We start from the raw sequence: 17,351 nt of genomic DNA, 5'->3' as shown, positions 1-17,351 counted from the left end.
CTGCCTCGGTCGCTGGCGTTGGGTGGCCGCGTTTTGGTGTCGCTGGGCCGGTTTGGATTGTTCTGAACACGGGCCGGCATCGTGATCAAGTCGACCCCAAAGGTCACAATACCGGTTTCTCAGCGGATCACGTCAAGATTTCACCCTTTGGTCATCGCCAGGCATCCGAACCCGGCGCACCTACGGCGGTCAGAGCAGGCCATGGCGCCGCAGAAGGCTGTTCTCTTTCTGCGCGATCCGCTCGCGGTGGTTCGAGCGGTTTTTGCGGGCACCTCGGATGTCACCCGCATCTGTGGTGGCCAGAAAGGCTTCGGCCAGTCGTTGCAGTGCGGGGATACGTGTGCTGGCGTCAACCAGGATCTCGATGATCGCGCAGATGGCCATGACTTGATCCGCCGTGCCATGCAGTCGAATATGGTCGTTCGAAATTGCTTCCGATATCTCCATGTACCCTCGCAGCAGTGCCGTCACCGTGTGCCGATCGGTTGCCCCGTGCGGGCTTTTCAGCTGCGCGGTGCTTGCCCGCATCCGCCGCACGATCAACGCCCCATCGACAAAGCGAAGGGTGATCCGGTCTTTGTCCAGCGCCATGCGTGAGATCTCATCTCCCGCGAGCTTTCGAATGGCCTCGGCCCGCTGCGGTTCGGCTTCGTCCAAAGCCGCATAAAGCGCGACGATCCAGTCGCGCAGATGCCGAGGCTCATTCGACATATTCGAACACGCCCGAGCCTTCGGCGCGCAGCAAGGTCTGGTCCAGCGTCGCCACGAGACGGCAGCGTCCGGCCAACTCGTTGATGAAGCCGGATCCGGGGCGCATCGGGTCGGAGAGCAGCAGCTGCGCGACAGTCTCCGGCTCGAAGACCAGTTCGAATTGCGCGTGCCGACTGACCGCCTGCAAGGTCACTCTCCTTGGCAGATCCGGCGCGCGGCGGTCTGGGTGGATTGCGGCCAGCGCGCCGGGCAGGCGCCGGTTCGCGCGGGTTGGAGCCGTATCAAAGCTCAATCTAACCTGCCCTGGCAGGAACCCGTAGACTTTGCTGCGGTAAACCAGAAAGACATGCGGCGGTTGCCGGTTGAAATGGGCCTTGTCGGTGCCCCGTGCGGCCACCACGGTGATATCCTCACTCAGAACCCAGGCGCCCCATTCCCAGGCCACATCCTCACCCCAGAACCAACGCCCCCAGTTATGGTCGTGATAGCCGCGCGCGTTTTCCAACGAGATGTCCTCTCCATCGAGTTTGAGAGTACCGGAGACAGACAGCACTGGCACCGCGCTCCAGCCGATCCAGCCACTGCCGAACTGCGCCGTGAGGTCCAGCGCGCCCGCCGACAGAACGGGACGGGCGATCAGGTCCGCCTCGAACCCGTCTTCAGGGCGGGCGACTTTGGCGTGCAGCGCCGTGCCATCTCTGGTCACAGCCATCGAAACGGTGCTGAGAAACAGCGCCTGCGTGTCCACTTTGCTCTCGGCGAACGACGCAATCTCGATCCCGCCAATCCAATCGCCATCCGGCGCGCTCGCCAGCGCCACGCCGACTGCCCGAGCCCGCTGGTCCCAGGGCGGCCCATGCATCGACAGGTTGATCAGCACAACGCGCCCCGAGTCGGGCAGGAACACGTTGAGGTGAAACCAGTCCTTGTAGGCCGCCGCCGTGGGATCGCTCAGAACCGGCGGCCGGAGCACATCGAAGGCTGTCACCGCAGGATCGGGCCGCTGTGCACCGCGTCCCCGGGCTCGATGTCGTCCCGCTCAGGTGCGCTACGGGCCAGCGCCTCAACCGATTGCACGATCTCGCGTGAATGGATCCACAGGCCCATCAGCGTGTCGATGAAGGTGATCGCTGGCGGCACCGTCTTGCTGCGATGCACCTTGTTCTCCAGCGGCGCGGGCACGTTATCAATCGTCTCGGCCAGATCATCGGCGAGCAGCAAGGCGAGGTCGTTTCGGATGTGGTCGAGCACAGGGGCGGCTGGCATGCCTTCGGTCCAGCCGGTCACCCGAAGGGCGCTCCACAAAAGCTCGCCGTTGTCCTTGACCGCGCTTGCCTCCAGCGCTCGGCGGATACGCGCGCCCTCCGCAGTCTTCGAAATCTCGCGGCCCGCCTCGGCGAGCCCCGCGAGGGTGGAGCCGATGACGCTGACACCGGACGTATAGTGTAGTGCGATGAGCCTGCTGGCGAGCGAGGAAAACAGGCTCGCCGTGGTGCGCCCCGCGTCCTCGGGCGGGTCAATGAGGCGAATGTGTGCGCTGTTGGCCATGGTCATACTCCTCAGGACGCTTTGGTGGGTTTGCGGGCAGCGGGCTTCCTCGCAGGTGCTTTCTTTGCCGCTGTCTTGGCTTTGGCAGCAGCCGGGGCGGCTTTGCGCTTCGCCGCCTGTTTCGCCACGGTCACCTCCAGCGGCACCACCCCGTCGCTGCAGCCATAGATCAGCACCGCCCCGCGATAGACCCCCACGGGCATATCCTTCGGCGCCTCCAGCACCAGCGCGAAGTCCAACACCTCATCCGTCGCCAGCAGCGCTGTGGGCGGTGTGAATGCCGTTTGCGCGAACCACGTGGCCCCGGTGTCCGAGACCAGCGGCGTGATCATCGGCGTCACCATGGAGTGCACGCGCTGGCGGTTCTCCACGTTCACCAATGCCTTCGCCTGTCCGCCCGGGCGCAGTTTGAGCGTGACGCCTGTCCCCTCCACCTGCTGCACCACGGTGCCGGGGGTGACCGGCCCAACGATACCCTGCAGCTGCCGCAGATACTGCATCGTCGCCTGGCTCAGGCTCTGCTGAAATGCGCTTTGCAGTTTCATCAGCTCCTCAAACGGGCTCGAAGGCGTGCTCCCGTGGTCGTGGTCATGTGGCATGTCGGTCCCTCTTACTTAAGTCTTGCAATCACGTATTTCAGCACTTCGCGCAGGAATTGGCGGTGGCGGGTCTCTGCCATGAAGCGCAGCCCCTCCGCTTCGAATGTCAAAGCCCGGGTGATGAAATCCTGCGCCAGCTCGCGCCCGTGGTCGATGGAGCCTGCTTCGTGCATGGCCTGCAGCAGCCAGCGCACCTCGTCGGGCTCCTTCTCCGCGCGTGGCTGGGTCAGCAGCTTGATCGCCCGGGTGCGCTGGCGCTTGGGGGCCGTGCGCAGGAAATGCAGCAGCATGATGGTGCGCTTGCCTTCGTAGAGATCCCCGCTGATCTCTTTGCCATAGAGCACTTCGTCGGCAGTCAGGTTCAGCAGGTCATCCTGCACCTGAAAGCCGATGCCCGCGAGATAGCCCAGTTCCATCACTTCGATCAGCGCGTCTTCGAGATCGGCCACCATCGACGGGCCGGACCCGGCCACGACACCCAGCCGCAAGGGCGCGATCATCGTGTACCAGCAGGTTTTTTTGTAGGCCATGCGCAGGTAGTCTTCACTATCGAGATCGAAGCGTGCGTTGTGGATCCAGTCGAGTTCAATGGCCTGCCCTTCGACGGATTCTCGGCTTAGCCGTTCGAAATCCTTGAGGATGCGCATCGCCTTGCGCACGCCGAGCTGTTCGACATTGTCGAGCAGCAGCGAGAGGCAAAACACGAAGGTCGCATCGCCGGTGTTGATCGCAATGGGGACCCCGTGGCGGCGAAAGAGCGTCTCATCCCCGCGCCGGAAATCGGAGATATCCTCGATATCGTCATGCACCAGCGCGCCATTGTGGAAGAGCTCGATGGCCGTCGCGGTGTTTTCGGCCTGTGCTTCGGTGCCGCCCATGCCCTGGCAGGCGGCATAGACCAGCGCGGGCCGCAGGCCTTTGCCAACGCGAAACGGATAATCGCTGATCTGATCGTAGAGCACATCCATCCCCGTTTCGCGCCGAGCATCAAAAAACCGGGTCATTGCCTTTTCGGTCCGGGTCCTTGCGGTTTTGAGGGCCTGCTCGATGAGGGCCCGGTCGTAGTCCGGCGTGGTCAAAGGGGCTTCTGCGCGCAGGCGATGCCGAAACCGGGCACAAGGTCGATCCAGCCGGTGGTCTCGAACCCCGCCGCCTCGAAGAGCGCCATAAATTGCTCGGGCGTGTGAAATCCGATCCAGCCCGGATCGGCCCAGAGCGCGAGCCCGGAGGAGCGTTTCACGAACCATTCGGGGCCCGCGTCGATCACCGTGTAGTAGCCGCCCGGGCGCAGGGCACGGAAGATCTCGCGCGTGGCAGCGGGCGGGTCGGGGTAGTGGTGATGCGCCAGACAGGAATAGACCAGATCGAACTGCCCGGTGAAGACCTCGGGCAAATCGCCCACGTCAGATTGAAAGAACGCTGTATGATCAAAGGCTTTTGCACGGGCCGAGGCATAGGCGGCATTGACCATCCCCGCCGCCAGATCAATGCCGACCGCTTCACCATCTGGCACCATCTGCGATAGGCGACAGAGCTCGCGCCCCGCGCCACAGCCCGCGTCCAGCAGCCGGAAATCCGGCTTGATCCAGGCCGACAGCTCCTCCACGGCGGCATTCATGATCGGCGTCGAGAAAGGGCGCACATAGGCGTCGTAAATCTCGCCCATGCGGTCAAACTCGGAGACCAGCGCGTCATTCTCGGTTGCGCGCCCCAAAAGCACCGGCTTGGGGTATTTCTTGGAGAAATGCGGGCCGAGGCCATTCCGATCGAGCGGTTGGGGCAGGGTGCCCAGCGTCGTGCGCTCGATCAGTCCCGCATTGCGGCCCTGTTCATAGGGCTTCATCACCAGCGCGGAATAGAGGTGCATCGCCTGCACCAGCACGCCTTCGGCCATGATGCCACCCGGCGCGCTCACGCGGTCTTTGCCTTCGCTTTGGCGGGCGCGCGCAAGCGGCGCAGCACCACCGGAATCTCACGATCCCCGAAGGGGCGCACGCTGACCGTGCCATGGATGTCCTCATCGAGTTTCATCTTCGACGTCGGCTTGCCCTTCAGCGTGAAGACCACGTCTTCCCCATGCGCGACCATCCGGCCCGCCGGTTCGGCCACGACGCCCGCTGCCCTCAGGTTCTCCGAGACCTCAGGGTCCGCCGCCACCTCCTGCCCGGTGTTGTTCGTGACCGCAAAGCTGGCCGCTGCCTCCTTGCCCGCTGGGGCGGCAAGGATCAGGGGCTGGATCGCGGGCACCGCCGGTGGCGCCGTCGGCGGAACAGGCCGCGCCACATCGGTCTCGAGCCCTTGCTCCGCCAGCGTCCGCAGCGCGCCCAGGTAATCCTTCGTGACGTCAAATAATCCGGAATAATACTTCATGTTCAGGCGCATGGCCTGGCTGAAAAGGTCTTTCATCTGTGAGTTCGACATGGATCACCCTTTGATCCCGCTGCCCGGGCGCACCGAGCGGCCGTAACAGGGCCGCACGCAATAGAAATGATCATACCAATGATGCTCATAATCCGGCTGGTCGAAGACCTCCACGTGATGACAGCAGGCGCGCTCGGTCTTGCCGACCTCAATGGTCCAGCGCAGGTAATGACTGTTGCAGCCCACCACCCAGATCAGCGCTTCGAATTCCGCGCAATGCACCCCGTCATCGAGTTTGGTGTCAAACTGCGCGCGCACCGTGCGCCGCTCCTTCGGTCCCAGCGCAAAACTGTTTGGCGTCAGCTTGACCCGCCCGGCATCGGGCCCAGCCGCCGCCAGCGTGAAATTGCGCGGGCGGAAATCGGTGTTGGTGATGCGGATCTCGACAATCCCGGTGCTGCCCGCGCAGAGCTGGCAATGCACCTCGCCCAGATCTTTCGGCATCCAGCACGGCTCTGGGATGTCGCAGCAGTTCGAGGACTGCCCCGCCGAGAGCGTGGAGAGAAACCGTTGCGCCGTGCCTGCCAGGCTGTCGACCAACTCGCCGGTCAGGTCCATCTGGCGGACCATCATGTCCGACATACTGTCCATACTCTGGCGTACGTCTCGCATGGTCATCTTACTCTTTGTCATGGGCGGTCCCCTTTCTATTTCGGAGCGCTCAGGGTCAGACGGGCCACAAGGCGCAGATGTGGCATGGCGATGGTGGTGTGGAACTTGCGGCCCGCACCCAACTGCGTGGCGTCATTCAACGGTGCCGGTATGGCAAACTCGCCCGACAGCGCGCGGCTCTGGCCCGGTGACAGATTGCCCTTGTCCTTTGACGTGAACTTCAACCGCATAAGCCCCAGATAGGACCGGCGCAGGCCTTGAATGAATTCGCCAAAGACCTCCAGGGGCGCCTCGGCATCCGAGGCATAGGCCGCCGAAAACGCGCCCGCCACCCCGTCAGAGGCAAAGAGCCCGCCCACGCCCCCGTTTGGGACAGGCAAGGCCACGTTGCCCCGGTTCGAGAGGGTGAATTGCGCTGTGACCCGCGTGCCTGGTCGCCCGGTGATGCTGATTGACCCTGGTGAGATGCGTAGCTTTTCGCGCACTGGAACGTCCACGGTGACGGGGTATTCGCCGTCCTCGGTCACCAGTGTGGCCGTGTGCCGCCCCGGAGGTGCCGTTTTGTCGATGCGCGCCGCTATGCGCGTCAGACCTTTGCGCGGGATCAGCCGTGCGCGCAGCTCCGCCCCCATCGCTGTCTTCAAAGCGCCGCCCAGCTTGAGGACACCCGCCTGCGGCTCGGCCACCTCAAACGGTGCCATCGCGCGGCCCCTGCGCAGGGTGATGCTCTCTTTCAGCTCAGCCATCGTCTTCGATCAGCTCGATCCGGCTGACATTGCCAGCGATCTCGCGCGCATTGCCCGGCGGGCCGCAGATCTCGCAGGGGTTGGGGACATAGTCCTCGGTGATCACCTGCGCTTCGCCGCAGAGGTTGATGGCCAGGAGCTCATTCCCGAGGAGCGACAACCCAACCTTGAAATTCGCAGGCAGATGCGCCCGGATCGCCGGAATTTCCTTGATCCGCAGTGAGAAATCGATGGGGTCAACGCCGAGTTGCACTTTGGGCAGTTCCGTGACACCAATTTTGACTTCCGGAAGCTCGCGCACGCGCAACTCTATGGTCGGCAATTCGCGGATGCGCAGGTCGGTGTCCATTGACAGGTCACCGTCTATTGTGGTGCCGCCACTGAGGTTGAGGTCTATCTCATAGTCGTCAGGGACATCTACGCCCATCTCCACCTCCTCCGCTCACATGATGACGTAAGGTTAACAGAAATTTAAGATTCTGCGAAGCCTGATGGTTTTGATGGTTCAGGCGTTCGGCTGCCGCGCAAAAATATGAATATTTTACAGCGAGTTATGCTGCTTTTGCGCAGGGGTGGCATCTGGTGCAAACCTGGCGAGCATGCGCAATTTGCGGAAAAACCGTACTTGCACGCTGATCGGTGCAAAGCACCTCATTGGCCCGGATCCCCCTCACCGGTTTGGGAGCGAAGGCCGTTTGGGGTCCATCAATTGATAAAAGCGACGATTGGGTGCCCGGCGCTGCCGAGAACTGCGGTGGCGGTTGATGACGCCACCCTATTTTGACTTGCGCAGCAAGAGATTGATGGCGTCCAGCAGATCCTTGGTATCGGTCGGCTTGCTCAAGGTCATATCCGCGCCCAGATCCCGCGTGATCTTGAGCAGATCGGACATGCCTTGGTTATGAATGGCGCCCGATATCGCGATGATCGGCATTTCCTTCATCCAGGGCTCAAGGTTCCAACTGAGCGCGCCACGGAGCCTTGAGATCAGAGAGATGCCACCATCCGGCACAGACCTGTTATCCTGGCGCACGATGATGTCGGTGATCAGAAGGTCAAAGCGGTTCTCGGAGATCAGTGAGAAGGCTTCGGTTGCGGATGCGCAGGACTGCACCGAATGCCCCTGTTCCAGCAACACTTCGGTCAGCACAGACGCAAAGTGCGCATCGTCTTCCATCAGCAGTAACTTTGCCACGCTTCAATCCACCATGTTTCTACGTTGTGCCTCGCCCCAGGTCTTTACTGATCCTCATACGCTGTATGCTTGCTTAGAGGGTACAGAGGTGAGCCGTCAACTCTCTGCGTCCTTAGCCCCCTTCTCCTTCGGCTCCAGAGCGCCATAGAGCGCTTCGGCCAATTCCACGGGTGGGCAGGGTTTTTGCAGCATGGGCGCAACCACGTCACCCATTTCAGTAGAGGTGAAGCCGGTATAGCCCGACATGTAGATGATGGGCAGATCCGGTCGCAACTTGCGAACCTTGCTTGCCAGTTCAAAGCCGCCGATGCCCCCGGGCATGACGATATCGGTCAGCATCACGTCCACGGGCACTCCACTGCCGAGAACATCGAGCGCGTCCTGACCGGAGCGTGCCGCACGGAAGCGGAACCCCAGTTCTTCGATCAGATCTTCCATGACAGCGATCAGGTTTTCCTCATCTTCGACGACAAGCACATATTGGCCAGTGCCACGCCGCGCCGGAAGGCGTGGAACCGGCTCTTCGCGTTCATTGTCGGGGCTGCCGCGTGGCAGAATCATGCGGATGGTGGTGCCAAAACCCAGTTCTGAATAAATCCGGAATTCGCCGTCTGACTGCTGGATAAAGCCGTAGACCATCGACAACCCGAGGCCGGACCCGGAGTTGCTGTCCTTGGTGGTGAAGAAGGGGTCAATGGCGCGGCTTTTGATCTCCTCTGACATGCCCGGGCCGTCGTCGGTGACCGAGATTTCCACGTAGCGGTAGGCCTTTTCATCATGGCGGGCCACGTCCTGCGCGTGTTCCTGCTTCATGCCTTGTGTGATGTAGGCATGTAAGTTTTCCCGCCGCAGGATGAGGTCCGCGTCCAATTCATCAAGCCCACGCGCCTTGACGATGATGGCGCTGCCCTTGCTGCTGCGCATGATGGCGTCGCGGCTGTTCAGGACCAGATTGAGCAGCGCATTGTCCAGCTGCCCCTGATCGCAGTAGATCAGAACATCGGGATCAGGCGGCACAAAGGACAGCTCGACATTTGCCTCGATCGCGGGCCGAACCAGCGCTTCAAATTCCCCGAAAATCTCAGACGCATTGCGCGATTTGGCAAGCCCTGGCTGCCGTTTGGCAAAGGCGAGAAGCCGACCGGTCAGCTCCCGGCCCCGACCAACCGCGCTCAGCGCTGTCGCAAGGACCCGGTCGGATCTGGGGGAAATGTTGTCGGCCCTTGTCAACTGCATGGCATAAAGGATCGTTGCCAGCAAATTGTTGAAGTCATGCGCGATGCCGCCGGTGAGTTGACCCAGGGCATCCAGCCGTCCGCGCCGTTCGATCTGTTGGCGGTTTTTTTCCAACTGCGAGACATCGTCGAGCACGATCACACAGCGCAGATCACTCAACTCGTCCTCGACCACCGTGCTGCTGACCCTGACATAACGGTTTTCGCTTTCTCCCGCGCGGGTCATCAGATGTGTCTCGCCGTGCAAGGACTGACCTGCCAGGGCACGATTGATCGGATCGGCAGAGGCGTCCAGTGGATGTAAATCCGCGATATCGAGGAATTTGATTGCTTCGGGCCACGGAAACGGCGTGCTCTCGGATTTGCCACCAAGCATGTGGCGGGCCGCCGGGTTGATGACATTCACGACACCGCTGTGATCGAGGCCGATGATGCCGTTCATCGTGGTATCAAGCACCAGTCGCAGCTGCTGGGATGCTGTCGCCCGCTCCCGGTCTAAATCCTCAAATCGATCCCGGGTTGTATTGATCGCGGAAACGATCGCCTCAAGGTCATCGTCGCGGGTGCTTTCAGAGCGCTCCAGCGTCAGGTTGTCCTCTTCGGTGAGCCAGTAGGGCTGAGAAACATATGACGAGATCTGCCGCAGATGGCGGCTCACCAGGCTTCGGAAGACAAGGAGTATTGCAACCGAGGCGAAGCCTGTTTTGGCCAGATTGGCGAAGAACAGCACCAGCACTTGCGCATAGAGTTCAGACCAGATGCGGGCCCGGCTCAGACCGACGTCAAGCACACCCACCACCGCTTGCCCGCGCGCGGGGTCGGTATAGACCAGCTCGATCACCCTGTCCTGCAAAACCTCGTCAGGGCGCTCCGGACCGCGAAACCACGTTCGGCCCTGGTCAGAGGTCAGGCGCAAGGTGGCAATGTCGGCCCCGGAATGGACCCCGTCGAGGATTTGTTCGACCTGCTGCAGATCAAAGGACCACAAGGCGAAGCTCAGGCTCTGCCCGAAGCCTCGTTCGACCTGTTGGGTGATGTCTTCCAGCGCCCGGTTTTGACGGTCAAAGTTCAGATAAAGCTGGACCGAAGTCGCAATCAGCGACAGAAAAGCGTTGAGCGCCAGAACCCAGAGCAAGAGCTTCAGGGCGAGCCAGTTGCTTTTTGGGCGGTCCATTTCTAGTTCTGCGTGTGTTTTTGCAGCAAGGCGTCAAGGGAGCCATCCGCTTTCATCTCGACGAGGGCCGCGTTGAAGGCGGCCGCAATCTCTTCATGGTCTGTGCGCGTTTTCGAAACGGCCATATGGATCTCCGGCGTCGCGAGCGGTGGTCCAAACAGTTCGACCTGATCAATCAATTGCGGCGCTTCACTCTGAATTGCGTGACGAATGACGTCGGTGCTATCGAGGGTCAGATCGACGCGGCCCGCTGCAACCATTCTCACGCCCTGGATGGCGGTCGTGACCTCGAATTTATTCAGATAGGTCGCGCTGTCGAATTCAGGCTCATAGAGAAAGCCGGTTCCGACCGCGATTACATAGGGTTTCAGCGAGTCCAGACCGTCGAAGACAATATCCGACCCGGCTTTACGAACGAATTTCACTTCCGTTGTGAAGAAAGGGTCTGAATAGGTCAGAGATTTTTCAAATTCTGTATCAAGAAAGAGGCTGGTGATGATATCGTATTCACCCGACTTGGCCCCGCTGACAACGCGTGTCCATGGCAGAATAGCGAGTTCCACCTGATAGCCCGCTCGGACAAGAACGGCTTGGGTGACATCCAGCGATATTCCCATATTGGGCAGCGTTGCACCCGAGAATGGGGGCCATTCGTCCGCCACAACCAGCAGCTTTTCAGTTGCAAAAGCCGACGAGGCGCTCAGCGTGAGGGCGGCAGAAAGGCAGGTCATCCAGCGAGCTTTAAGCGGCATTGGAACCTCTCCCTTCGTTCCCGATGTCGCAGCGCACTGTGAACAAAGTCAGTGAGAAACACAAGAACGCATAGTTCTGTTCCGCCCGTTTGAACAGATTGCCTTGCTGCCGGAACTGCCAGGCCTGCGGATGGGGTGCCTGCGCGACATGTGGTTCTGCATTGCGCTGCTGTCCGGGGCGTCCAAGTCGTTTGTACATGATGAGGTGCCAAATCCTGGCGCCATCCGCTTGCGCAGGCTTGGGTATTTCCCTGAATCCCCCTGGGATTGGTTTGCAATCTGAATCGGTCTTTTTCGAAACTCTGATCCGAGTTTTTTTATGATAGCACAACCCCGCCGTGCGCTGCATTGGTGCAGAATATACTATTCCGAGATTTGATTTGCAATTTAGCCTGTAAAGGCCTGCGGTATTCCAACCCTGACGTGAACCGGCCCTTTCCAGTCATGGGTGAAGTTGATAAGTTTTGCCCGATATTTATGGGGTTACGTATGGTAAAGGCGGTATGGCAAATAAAAAGATAGAACGCGTGCAAACCGGTGTTCGCATCGAGAAACGCATCCTAAAAGTACTCAAAGCAGTCGCCGCGCAGCATGAAATGTCGCTTGGCGATTTGCTCGAGGGTATTCTGCTGCACAGTTTTGAAGGCAGGTCGCCTTTTGATGACGATACGCTGGCGTTTATTGAACAGATGCGCAGTGCGTATGGCCTTGATCTGACATCGGAAGATAGCGTGCCCGCAGGCCAGAGCTGAGCTGCGAAAGCTGCGCCTCGCGGCCCGTGCCTGAGTGGGTCAGCACACTGTTCGCAGGGCTGCCCGCGCGCACCATTTGAGCGCTCATTTTTTAACAGGATACCCTAACGTCAACCATCAGTCACCCGTAAAAAGTGTAGGCTGATCGTTAACAACCCGTTACAAATCGACACTACCGATGACGGGAGCGGGGTGCGATGACAGTCAGTCCAGAACGGGCTGGCGCGGACCCTCCATGATTGTAGAAACAACGGGTTCCGATATGCGCCGCCAAATTTATGCGAATAATTTCAATGACTTTCTTGGTCTTGGTCTGGGCGATACACCAGGCGCAGGCCAGCTCGACTCGCTGATCTGGTCCATCGACGGGTTCAACTCCGACAATGATCTTGCGCGCGGCGAGACCGCTGGCGGCGTCACCACAGGCGGCGTCTACGCACTGACGAGGGACGCTGATGACAATGCGCTTTATCTGCAGCCCGGAGGCAGCGATTTCACCCCCGGAGAGATCACACTCACCCTGGACAGCGGCCCGACCGATCTGTCGGACGTGGTTGTCAGCTTTGAGCGGTTGGTGAACAACGACCAGGCCCGCAGCAACGGCTTCGATCTGTCGTTTTCGCTGGACGGTGTCACCTTCTCGCCGCTGAATACGTTCGCCAGCCCCGGTGCGGCAGACGCCAATGGCGTTGTTGCGTCAACTGTCTCAGTCCCGCTGCCGGATCTGCCCGCCAACACAACCTTCCACCTGCGCTGGTCTGGCGATGATATCGACGGCGGAGGCTCGCGCGATGAGTTCGGGATCGACAATCTTTTGGTCGACGGGCTTGAAGCCACCGATGGTGACGGTGGCGTTTTCACCCTCGAACTGCTGCATATCGCGGATCAGGAGGCGTCCTCCGGCGCCGTGGTCGATGCGCCGAACCTCTCTGCGGTTCTCAACGCGCTGCGGGCACAGGACCTTGGCAACGATGGAGAGCCGGACAATACGCTGACCCTTTCGTCAGGGGACGCGATCATCCCCGGTGTGTTCTTTGACGCCTCTGAAGCGGTCTTTGGCTCTGCTGGCATTGCCGACATCCAGATTCAGAACGAGTTGGGTATCCAGGCCATCGCGCTTGGAAACCACGAATTTGACTTCGGCACCGAAGCACTGGCCGATCTGATCTCCGGTGATGCGCCCGGTGATATCTTTGGCACGGACTTTGGTGGCACCGACTTTGCTTATCTCTCCGCCAATCTCGACTATTCGACCGACGCGAACCTCGCCCCGCTCGAGGTTGCGGGTGGTGCGGCGCCGGTCGGCAACACCGTGACATCCTCGGTGGTGCTGGAAACGGGTGGCGAGAAAATCGGTGTGGTGGGGGCCACCACTCCAACGCTGGGGCGCATTTCCAGCCCTGGGAATCTGGGCATCCTGCCGGGAGAGTTCGACGACACGCCAACGTCCGAACAGCTCGACGCGCTGGCCGCGCAAATCCAGGCCGAAGTGGATGCGCTGCTGGACGCGGATCCCAGCATGAACAAGGTCATCCTGCTGGCGCATATGCAACGCCTGAACATCGAGCAGGAACTGGCGGCGCGGCTGGAAGGCGTTGATGTGATTGTTGCCGGTGGCTCGAACACACGCCTCTTTGACGAGAATGACCGCCCACGAGACGGTGACAGCGTGCAGGGCGAATACCCGATCTTTGTCGAGAATGCGGGCGGCACCCAGACAGCGGTTGTGAACACCGACGGCAGTTACAAATACGTGGGCCGTCTGGTCATCGAGTTTGACGCGGATGGAAATATCCTCCCGGGCACCTATGATGCGGATGTATCCGGCGCCTATGCCACCGACGCGCAGGGTGTGGCGGATCTGAACGCAGAAGGGCTGATCGATCCGGAAATCCAGGCCATTGCTGATGCGATCGAAGCGCAGATCATTGCGACGGAATCGAACGTCTTTGGCGCGTCCGATGTCTTCCTGAACGGGAACCGCTCCGGCGCGGAGGGTGACCCTGACGGTGTGCGCACGCAGGAGACCAACCTGGGCAATCTGACGGCAGATGCCAACCTTGCCGCCGCAAAAGACGCGGATGAGACGGTTGTCGTCTCGATCAAGAATGGCGGCGGCATCCGCGCCTCCATCGGCGAAACTGTGGTGCTGCCAGGGGATACAACTGCGACCCGCCTGCCAAATGGCGAAATCGTTGATGGCGATGGCAATGTGGTCAAGCCCGAGGGCGGCATCAGCCAGAATGACATCCAGACCACGCTGGCCTTCAACAACGGGCTGACCTTGCTGACGCTGACCAAAGCGGAACTGGTCGAGGTGCTGGAGTATGGCGTCGGCGCATTACCCGGAGCGGCCGGGCGCTTCCCGCAGGTGTCGGGCGTCGAGTTCTCCTTTGACCCGGATCTGCCCGCAGGCGACCGGATTGTGAACGCCGAGATTGTCGATGAGGACGGCAATCAGATTGCCGAGTTGGTCCGCGATGGTGAGATCAGCGGCGATGCGAGCCAGGAGTTCCGCATTGTGACGCTGAACTTCCTGGCGGGTGGCGGTGATGGCTATCCTTTCCCACAAGGTGAAAGCGCGAACCGCGTGGATCTGGCACAAGGCGACGCCGCGCGGACAGGCGATGCGACCTTTGCAGATAACGGCACCGAACAGGACGCGCTGGCCGAATACCTCGATGATCTTGAGACGCCGTTCGATGAGGCCGATACCAACCCCTCCGGTGACAGCCGCATTCAGAACCTCAACTTCCGCAATGACACAGTCTTTGACGAAGGGACCGAGGACAGCGTGGTGATCAACGCGGTGCTCTCCAGCACCACGGGCATTGATTCCGAATATGTCGAGCTTTTTGGCACGCCAGGCGCCTCGCTTGATGGCCTGAGCCTGATCGTCGTGGAAAACGATGCGGATGCTCCTGAGGGGGCTGGCAGCATCGATTTCCGTCTGGATTTCGAGCCAGGCACGGTTCTGGGAGACAATGGCTTCCTGCTGCTTGCGAACCAGACAGCCGAGGCGACCTATGGCGTCTCTGCCAACCTGACCCTACCTGCCAATGCGTTGGAAAATGGCTCGTCCACCTTCGCGCTGGTCGAGACATCAAGCCTGCAGGGCGATGCTATCACCGGCAATGAGGTGGTGGTCGACTCTGTGGCGACGCTGGATGCGGATGGCGATACGCCGGCCTTGGATGCCCCCGGCGTTGGCCCCGATGGGAATTTCCTGCCAGCCGGTGTGCGCCGCGTGGAGGACGGGGTGGATACTGACACCGCCGGGGATTTTGACCTGCTCAACTTCTTCAATAACGCCGAGATCAACACACCGACCTCCGGCACCGGCCTTGGCGGCGGCGGTGGCGGTGGCGGTGGTGGCAACATTGACGATGAACCGACGCTGATCAGCGACGTGCAAGGCAGTGGTGCTGCCAGCGCGTTGGTCGGCCAGACCGTGGTGATCGAGGCCATCGTGACCGGTGATTTCCAGAACGGTGATGCAGACAGCTTCCGCGATCTGGGCGGCTTCTTCCTGATGGAAGAGGCGGGTGACCAGGACGCCGACGCAATGACCTCGGAAGGCATCTTTGCCTTCGAGGGCAACGGGGATCTGGGCACGGATGTGAACGCAGGCGACAAGGTCCGCGTGCTGGGCACAGTGATCGAACGCTTCGGCAAGACCACCATCCAGGTGCAAGAGATCCGCGTCGAGGAAGAGGCAGCCGTCGATCCGATGTCGCTGGCCCAGTCGATCCAATTGCCGGATGTGGATGACCGCGAGGCCTATGAGAGCATGCTTGTTACCATTGAGGAGGCGCTGACCTTCTCCGAAAGCTTCGACTATGAGGATTTCGGCCGGGCAGTGCTCACATCGGACGGGCCGGTTTACCAGTACAGCCAGATCAACACGCCTGATGCAGAGGGCAACGCGGCTTATCTCGAAGAGGTTGCCGACCGCACCATCGCCATCGACGACGGCACCAACACCGAGCGCAGCGACTTCGATCCGATCACCCTGCCAGATGGTACGGTGATCGGCGGGCCGGAAGACGGGCCGCGCATGGGCCAATCGGTCGACGGGCTGACTGCGATCATGGACTTCGATTTTGGCGAGTTTCGCCTTCGCCTGCCGGAGGCGTCCGAATTTGAACTGGAGGAAGCGACCAACCCGGCACCGACGGAGCCCGAAGATGTTGGTAGCGACTACAAGGTCGGCTCGCTCAATGTGCTGAACTATTTCACCACGCTTGGCGGGCAGATCGACAATGGCGAAAACGCGCGGGGTGCCGAAAACCCCGAAGAGCTGGCGCGGCAGACCGAGAAGCTGGTGCAGACCATCCTCGGCATGGACAGCGACGTGATCGGCCTGATCGAGATCGAGAACGACTTTGCCGGTGACGAATTTGCCATCAAGACGCTGGTGGGTGAGTTGAATGCGGCGCTGGGTGCCGAGGTCTGGGATTTTGTTGATCCGGGCACGGAGTTCGTGGGTGATGACGCCATCGCCGTGGCCTTCATTTATGACACCACAACCACCAAGCTGGTGGGGGATGCGGCCATTCTGGACACCGATGCCTTCCTTGATCCGCTTGGCGCGGGGCAGGGCGGTGATGCGTTCAACCGCGCGGCCTTGGCGCAAAGCTTTGAGGAGATTGAGACGGGTGGTGTCTTCACCGCCTCGGTCAACCACTTCAAATCCAAAGGCTCGCCCACGGGGGCCGTCGAGGATCAGGACCAGGGCGATGGGGCAGGGCGCAACAACGCGACCCGTGAAGCCGCCGCGGTGGAGCTGGCTGCGTGGTTGGAGACCAACCCAACCGGTGTGGATGATGCAGACGTGATGATCCTCGGCGATCTGAATGCCTATGCGCGTGAGACGCCCATTCAGAAGCTCGAAGAGGCGGGCTATACCGATCTTGCGCGGGAATTCGAAGGCGATGACGTCTACTCCTACCGCTTCAGCGGGCAGATCGGCACGCTGGACTATGCGCTGGCCAATCAGACCCTGCTGGATCAGGTCACCGGCGCGACCACCTGGAACGTCAACTCTGACACGCCGGTGTTCTTCGACTACAACCTCGATGGCACGTTCTCGCAGTCCGACACACTGCGTCCGACGGATCAGGGGCTGTTTGACGGCAGCACCCCGCTGCGCGGCTCCGACCATGACCCGGTGATTGTGGGTCTTGACCTGGACCGCGACACAGAGCTTCTGCTGGCCGGAACAGATGGCAATGACCGTCTGGCCGGAACGGATGTGGCAGAGCGCATTGTCTCTGGTGGCGGACGTCTGGATGTTGTCTCGGGCGGTGGGGATGCGGACACCTTTGTCTTCACCGACATCGACGGCCAACGCGACAGCCTGCGCATCCTCGATTTCGAGGCCGGGATCGACACGCTGGACCTGGATGGCGCTGTGATTGCCTCGGCCCGCACACTTGGGCGCGACAACCTGTTGCTGCAGCTTGACGAGGATCGCGACGTGATCTTCCTGCGCGGCATCAGCGATATTGAAGAGATCGCCATCATCAACGAAGGCGTCTTTGACCTTGCCTAATCTACCGGCGCGGCGGTCTATTTGCCGCCGCGCCCTCTACCCCTGAAGGATG

At 60.8% G+C, this 17,351-nt stretch carries 15 protein-coding genes; 2 read left to right on the top strand and 13 right to left on the bottom strand.

The window, feature by feature from the left end; translation table 11 throughout:
- Window positions 1-189: 189 nt before the first annotated feature.
- The 13 genes from So717_RS03300 to So717_RS03240 all read right to left on the bottom strand — a co-directional run bounded on the left by So717_RS03300 (window position 190) and on the right by So717_RS03240 (window position 10,993).
- The gene (locus So717_RS03300; RefSeq protein WP_159974754.1) at window positions 190-711 is read right to left on the bottom strand and encodes a hypothetical protein; all 522 of its coding nucleotides are present in this window, start codon (window positions 709-711) and stop codon (window positions 190-192) included.
- Window positions 701-1,699, bottom strand: coding sequence for a hypothetical protein (locus So717_RS03295; protein WP_159974753.1), 999 nt, complete (start codon window positions 1,697-1,699; stop codon window positions 701-703). Before So717_RS03295 ends, So717_RS03300 begins: the two co-directional genes overlap by 11 nt.
- Window positions 1,696-2,259, bottom strand: a complete 564-nt coding sequence (locus So717_RS03290) for a hypothetical protein (RefSeq protein WP_159974752.1) — start codon at window positions 2,257-2,259, stop codon at window positions 1,696-1,698. Before So717_RS03290 ends, So717_RS03295 begins: the two co-directional genes overlap by 4 nt.
- An 11-nt stretch (window positions 2,260-2,270) precedes the next feature.
- A complete protein-coding gene (locus So717_RS22115) occupies window positions 2,271-2,858 on the bottom strand; it encodes a hypothetical protein (protein WP_202981888.1) in 588 nt (195 codons plus the stop codon).
- Window positions 2,859-2,869: 11 nt separating this feature from the next.
- A complete protein-coding gene (locus So717_RS03280; RefSeq protein WP_159974751.1) occupies window positions 2,870-3,862 on the bottom strand; it encodes a polyprenyl synthetase family protein in 993 nt (330 codons plus the stop codon).
- Between the two features lie 71 nt (window positions 3,863-3,933).
- Complete coding sequence (locus So717_RS03275; RefSeq protein WP_159974750.1) at window positions 3,934-4,773, bottom strand: class I SAM-dependent methyltransferase; 840 nt, start codon at window positions 4,771-4,773, stop codon at window positions 3,934-3,936.
- Window positions 4,770-5,279 (bottom strand): hypothetical protein, encoded by a 510-nt coding sequence (locus So717_RS03270; protein WP_159974749.1) that lies wholly within the window; start codon window positions 5,277-5,279, stop codon window positions 4,770-4,772. The genes So717_RS03275 and So717_RS03270 overlap by 4 nt, the downstream gene beginning before the upstream one ends.
- Before the next feature lie 3 nt (window positions 5,280-5,282).
- Window positions 5,283-5,912 (bottom strand): hypothetical protein, encoded by a 630-nt coding sequence (locus So717_RS03265; RefSeq protein ID WP_159974748.1) that lies wholly within the window; start codon window positions 5,910-5,912, stop codon window positions 5,283-5,285.
- A 14-nt stretch (window positions 5,913-5,926) separates the two neighbouring features.
- Entirely contained in the window at window positions 5,927-6,637 is a 711-nt protein-coding gene (locus So717_RS03260) for a COG1361 family protein (protein WP_159974747.1), read from the bottom strand.
- Window positions 6,630-7,064, bottom strand: coding sequence for a hypothetical protein (locus tag So717_RS03255; RefSeq protein WP_159974746.1), 435 nt, complete (start codon window positions 7,062-7,064; stop codon window positions 6,630-6,632). The genes So717_RS03260 and So717_RS03255 overlap by 8 nt, the downstream gene beginning before the upstream one ends.
- Window positions 7,065-7,412: 348 nt before the next feature.
- A complete protein-coding gene (locus So717_RS03250; protein ID WP_159974745.1) occupies window positions 7,413-7,832 on the bottom strand; it encodes a response regulator in 420 nt (139 codons plus the stop codon).
- 96 nt (window positions 7,833-7,928) lie between these two features.
- Window positions 7,929-10,241 (bottom strand): response regulator, encoded by a 2,313-nt coding sequence (locus tag So717_RS03245; protein WP_159974744.1) that lies wholly within the window; start codon window positions 10,239-10,241, stop codon window positions 7,929-7,931.
- Window positions 10,242-10,243: 2 nt separating this feature from the next.
- The gene (locus So717_RS03240; RefSeq protein WP_159974743.1) at window positions 10,244-10,993 is read right to left on the bottom strand and encodes a substrate-binding periplasmic protein; all 750 of its coding nucleotides are present in this window, start codon (window positions 10,991-10,993) and stop codon (window positions 10,244-10,246) included.
- A 464-nt stretch (window positions 10,994-11,457) separates the two neighbouring features.
- On the opposite strand from So717_RS03240, the gene So717_RS03235 reads away from it, so the two are divergent.
- Both So717_RS03235 and So717_RS22185 read left to right on the top strand, forming a co-directional pair.
- Window positions 11,458-11,745, top strand: coding sequence for a hypothetical protein (locus So717_RS03235; RefSeq protein ID WP_238840636.1), 288 nt, complete (start codon window positions 11,458-11,460; stop codon window positions 11,743-11,745).
- Between the two features lie 262 nt (window positions 11,746-12,007).
- Window positions 12,008-17,299: an ExeM/NucH family extracellular endonuclease gene (locus So717_RS22185; RefSeq protein WP_238840634.1), complete on the top strand. Its 5,292-nt coding sequence runs from the start codon at window positions 12,008-12,010 to the stop codon at window positions 17,297-17,299.
- Window positions 17,300-17,351 lie beyond the last annotated feature (52 nt).

Origin of the sequence: Roseobacter cerasinus (genome assembly GCF_009811755.1) — a bacterium.
Taxonomy (GTDB): Bacteria; Pseudomonadota; Alphaproteobacteria; order Rhodobacterales; family Rhodobacteraceae; genus Roseobacter; species Roseobacter cerasinus.
Note: the sequence above shows the minus strand (reverse complement) of the source record. Positions and strands in the feature narration are given on the sequence as shown.

Excerpts from the sequence above, each read along its gene's own strand:
- So717_RS03300 (WP_159974754.1), bottom strand. The coding sequence starts at position 711 with ATGTCGAATGAGCCTCGGCATCTGCGCGACTGGATCGTCGCGCTTTAT.
- So717_RS03290 (WP_159974752.1), bottom strand. The coding sequence starts at position 2,259 with ATGGCCAACAGCGCACACATTCGCCTCATTGACCCGCCCGAGGACGCG.
- So717_RS22115 (WP_202981888.1), bottom strand. The coding sequence starts at position 2,858 with ATGCCACATGACCACGACCACGGGAGCACGCCTTCGAGCCCGTTTGAG.
- So717_RS03280 (WP_159974751.1), bottom strand. The coding sequence starts at position 3,862 with ATGACCCGGTTTTTTGATGCTCGGCGCGAAACGGGGATGGATGTGCTC.
- So717_RS03270 (WP_159974749.1), bottom strand. The coding sequence starts at position 5,279 with ATGTCGAACTCACAGATGAAAGACCTTTTCAGCCAGGCCATGCGCCTG.
- So717_RS03265 (WP_159974748.1), bottom strand. The coding sequence starts at position 5,912 with ATGACAAAGAGTAAGATGACCATGCGAGACGTACGCCAGAGTATGGAC.
- So717_RS03260 (WP_159974747.1), bottom strand. The coding sequence starts at position 6,637 with ATGGCTGAGCTGAAAGAGAGCATCACCCTGCGCAGGGGCCGCGCGATG.
- So717_RS03255 (WP_159974746.1), bottom strand. The coding sequence starts at position 7,064 with ATGGGCGTAGATGTCCCTGACGACTATGAGATAGACCTCAACCTCAGT.
- So717_RS03245 (WP_159974744.1), bottom strand. The coding sequence starts at position 10,241 with ATGGACCGCCCAAAAAGCAACTGGCTCGCCCTGAAGCTCTTGCTCTGG.
- So717_RS03240 (WP_159974743.1), bottom strand. The coding sequence starts at position 10,993 with ATGCCGCTTAAAGCTCGCTGGATGACCTGCCTTTCTGCCGCCCTCACG.
- So717_RS22185 (WP_238840634.1), top strand. The coding sequence starts at position 12,008 with ATGCGCCGCCAAATTTATGCGAATAATTTCAATGACTTTCTTGGTCTT.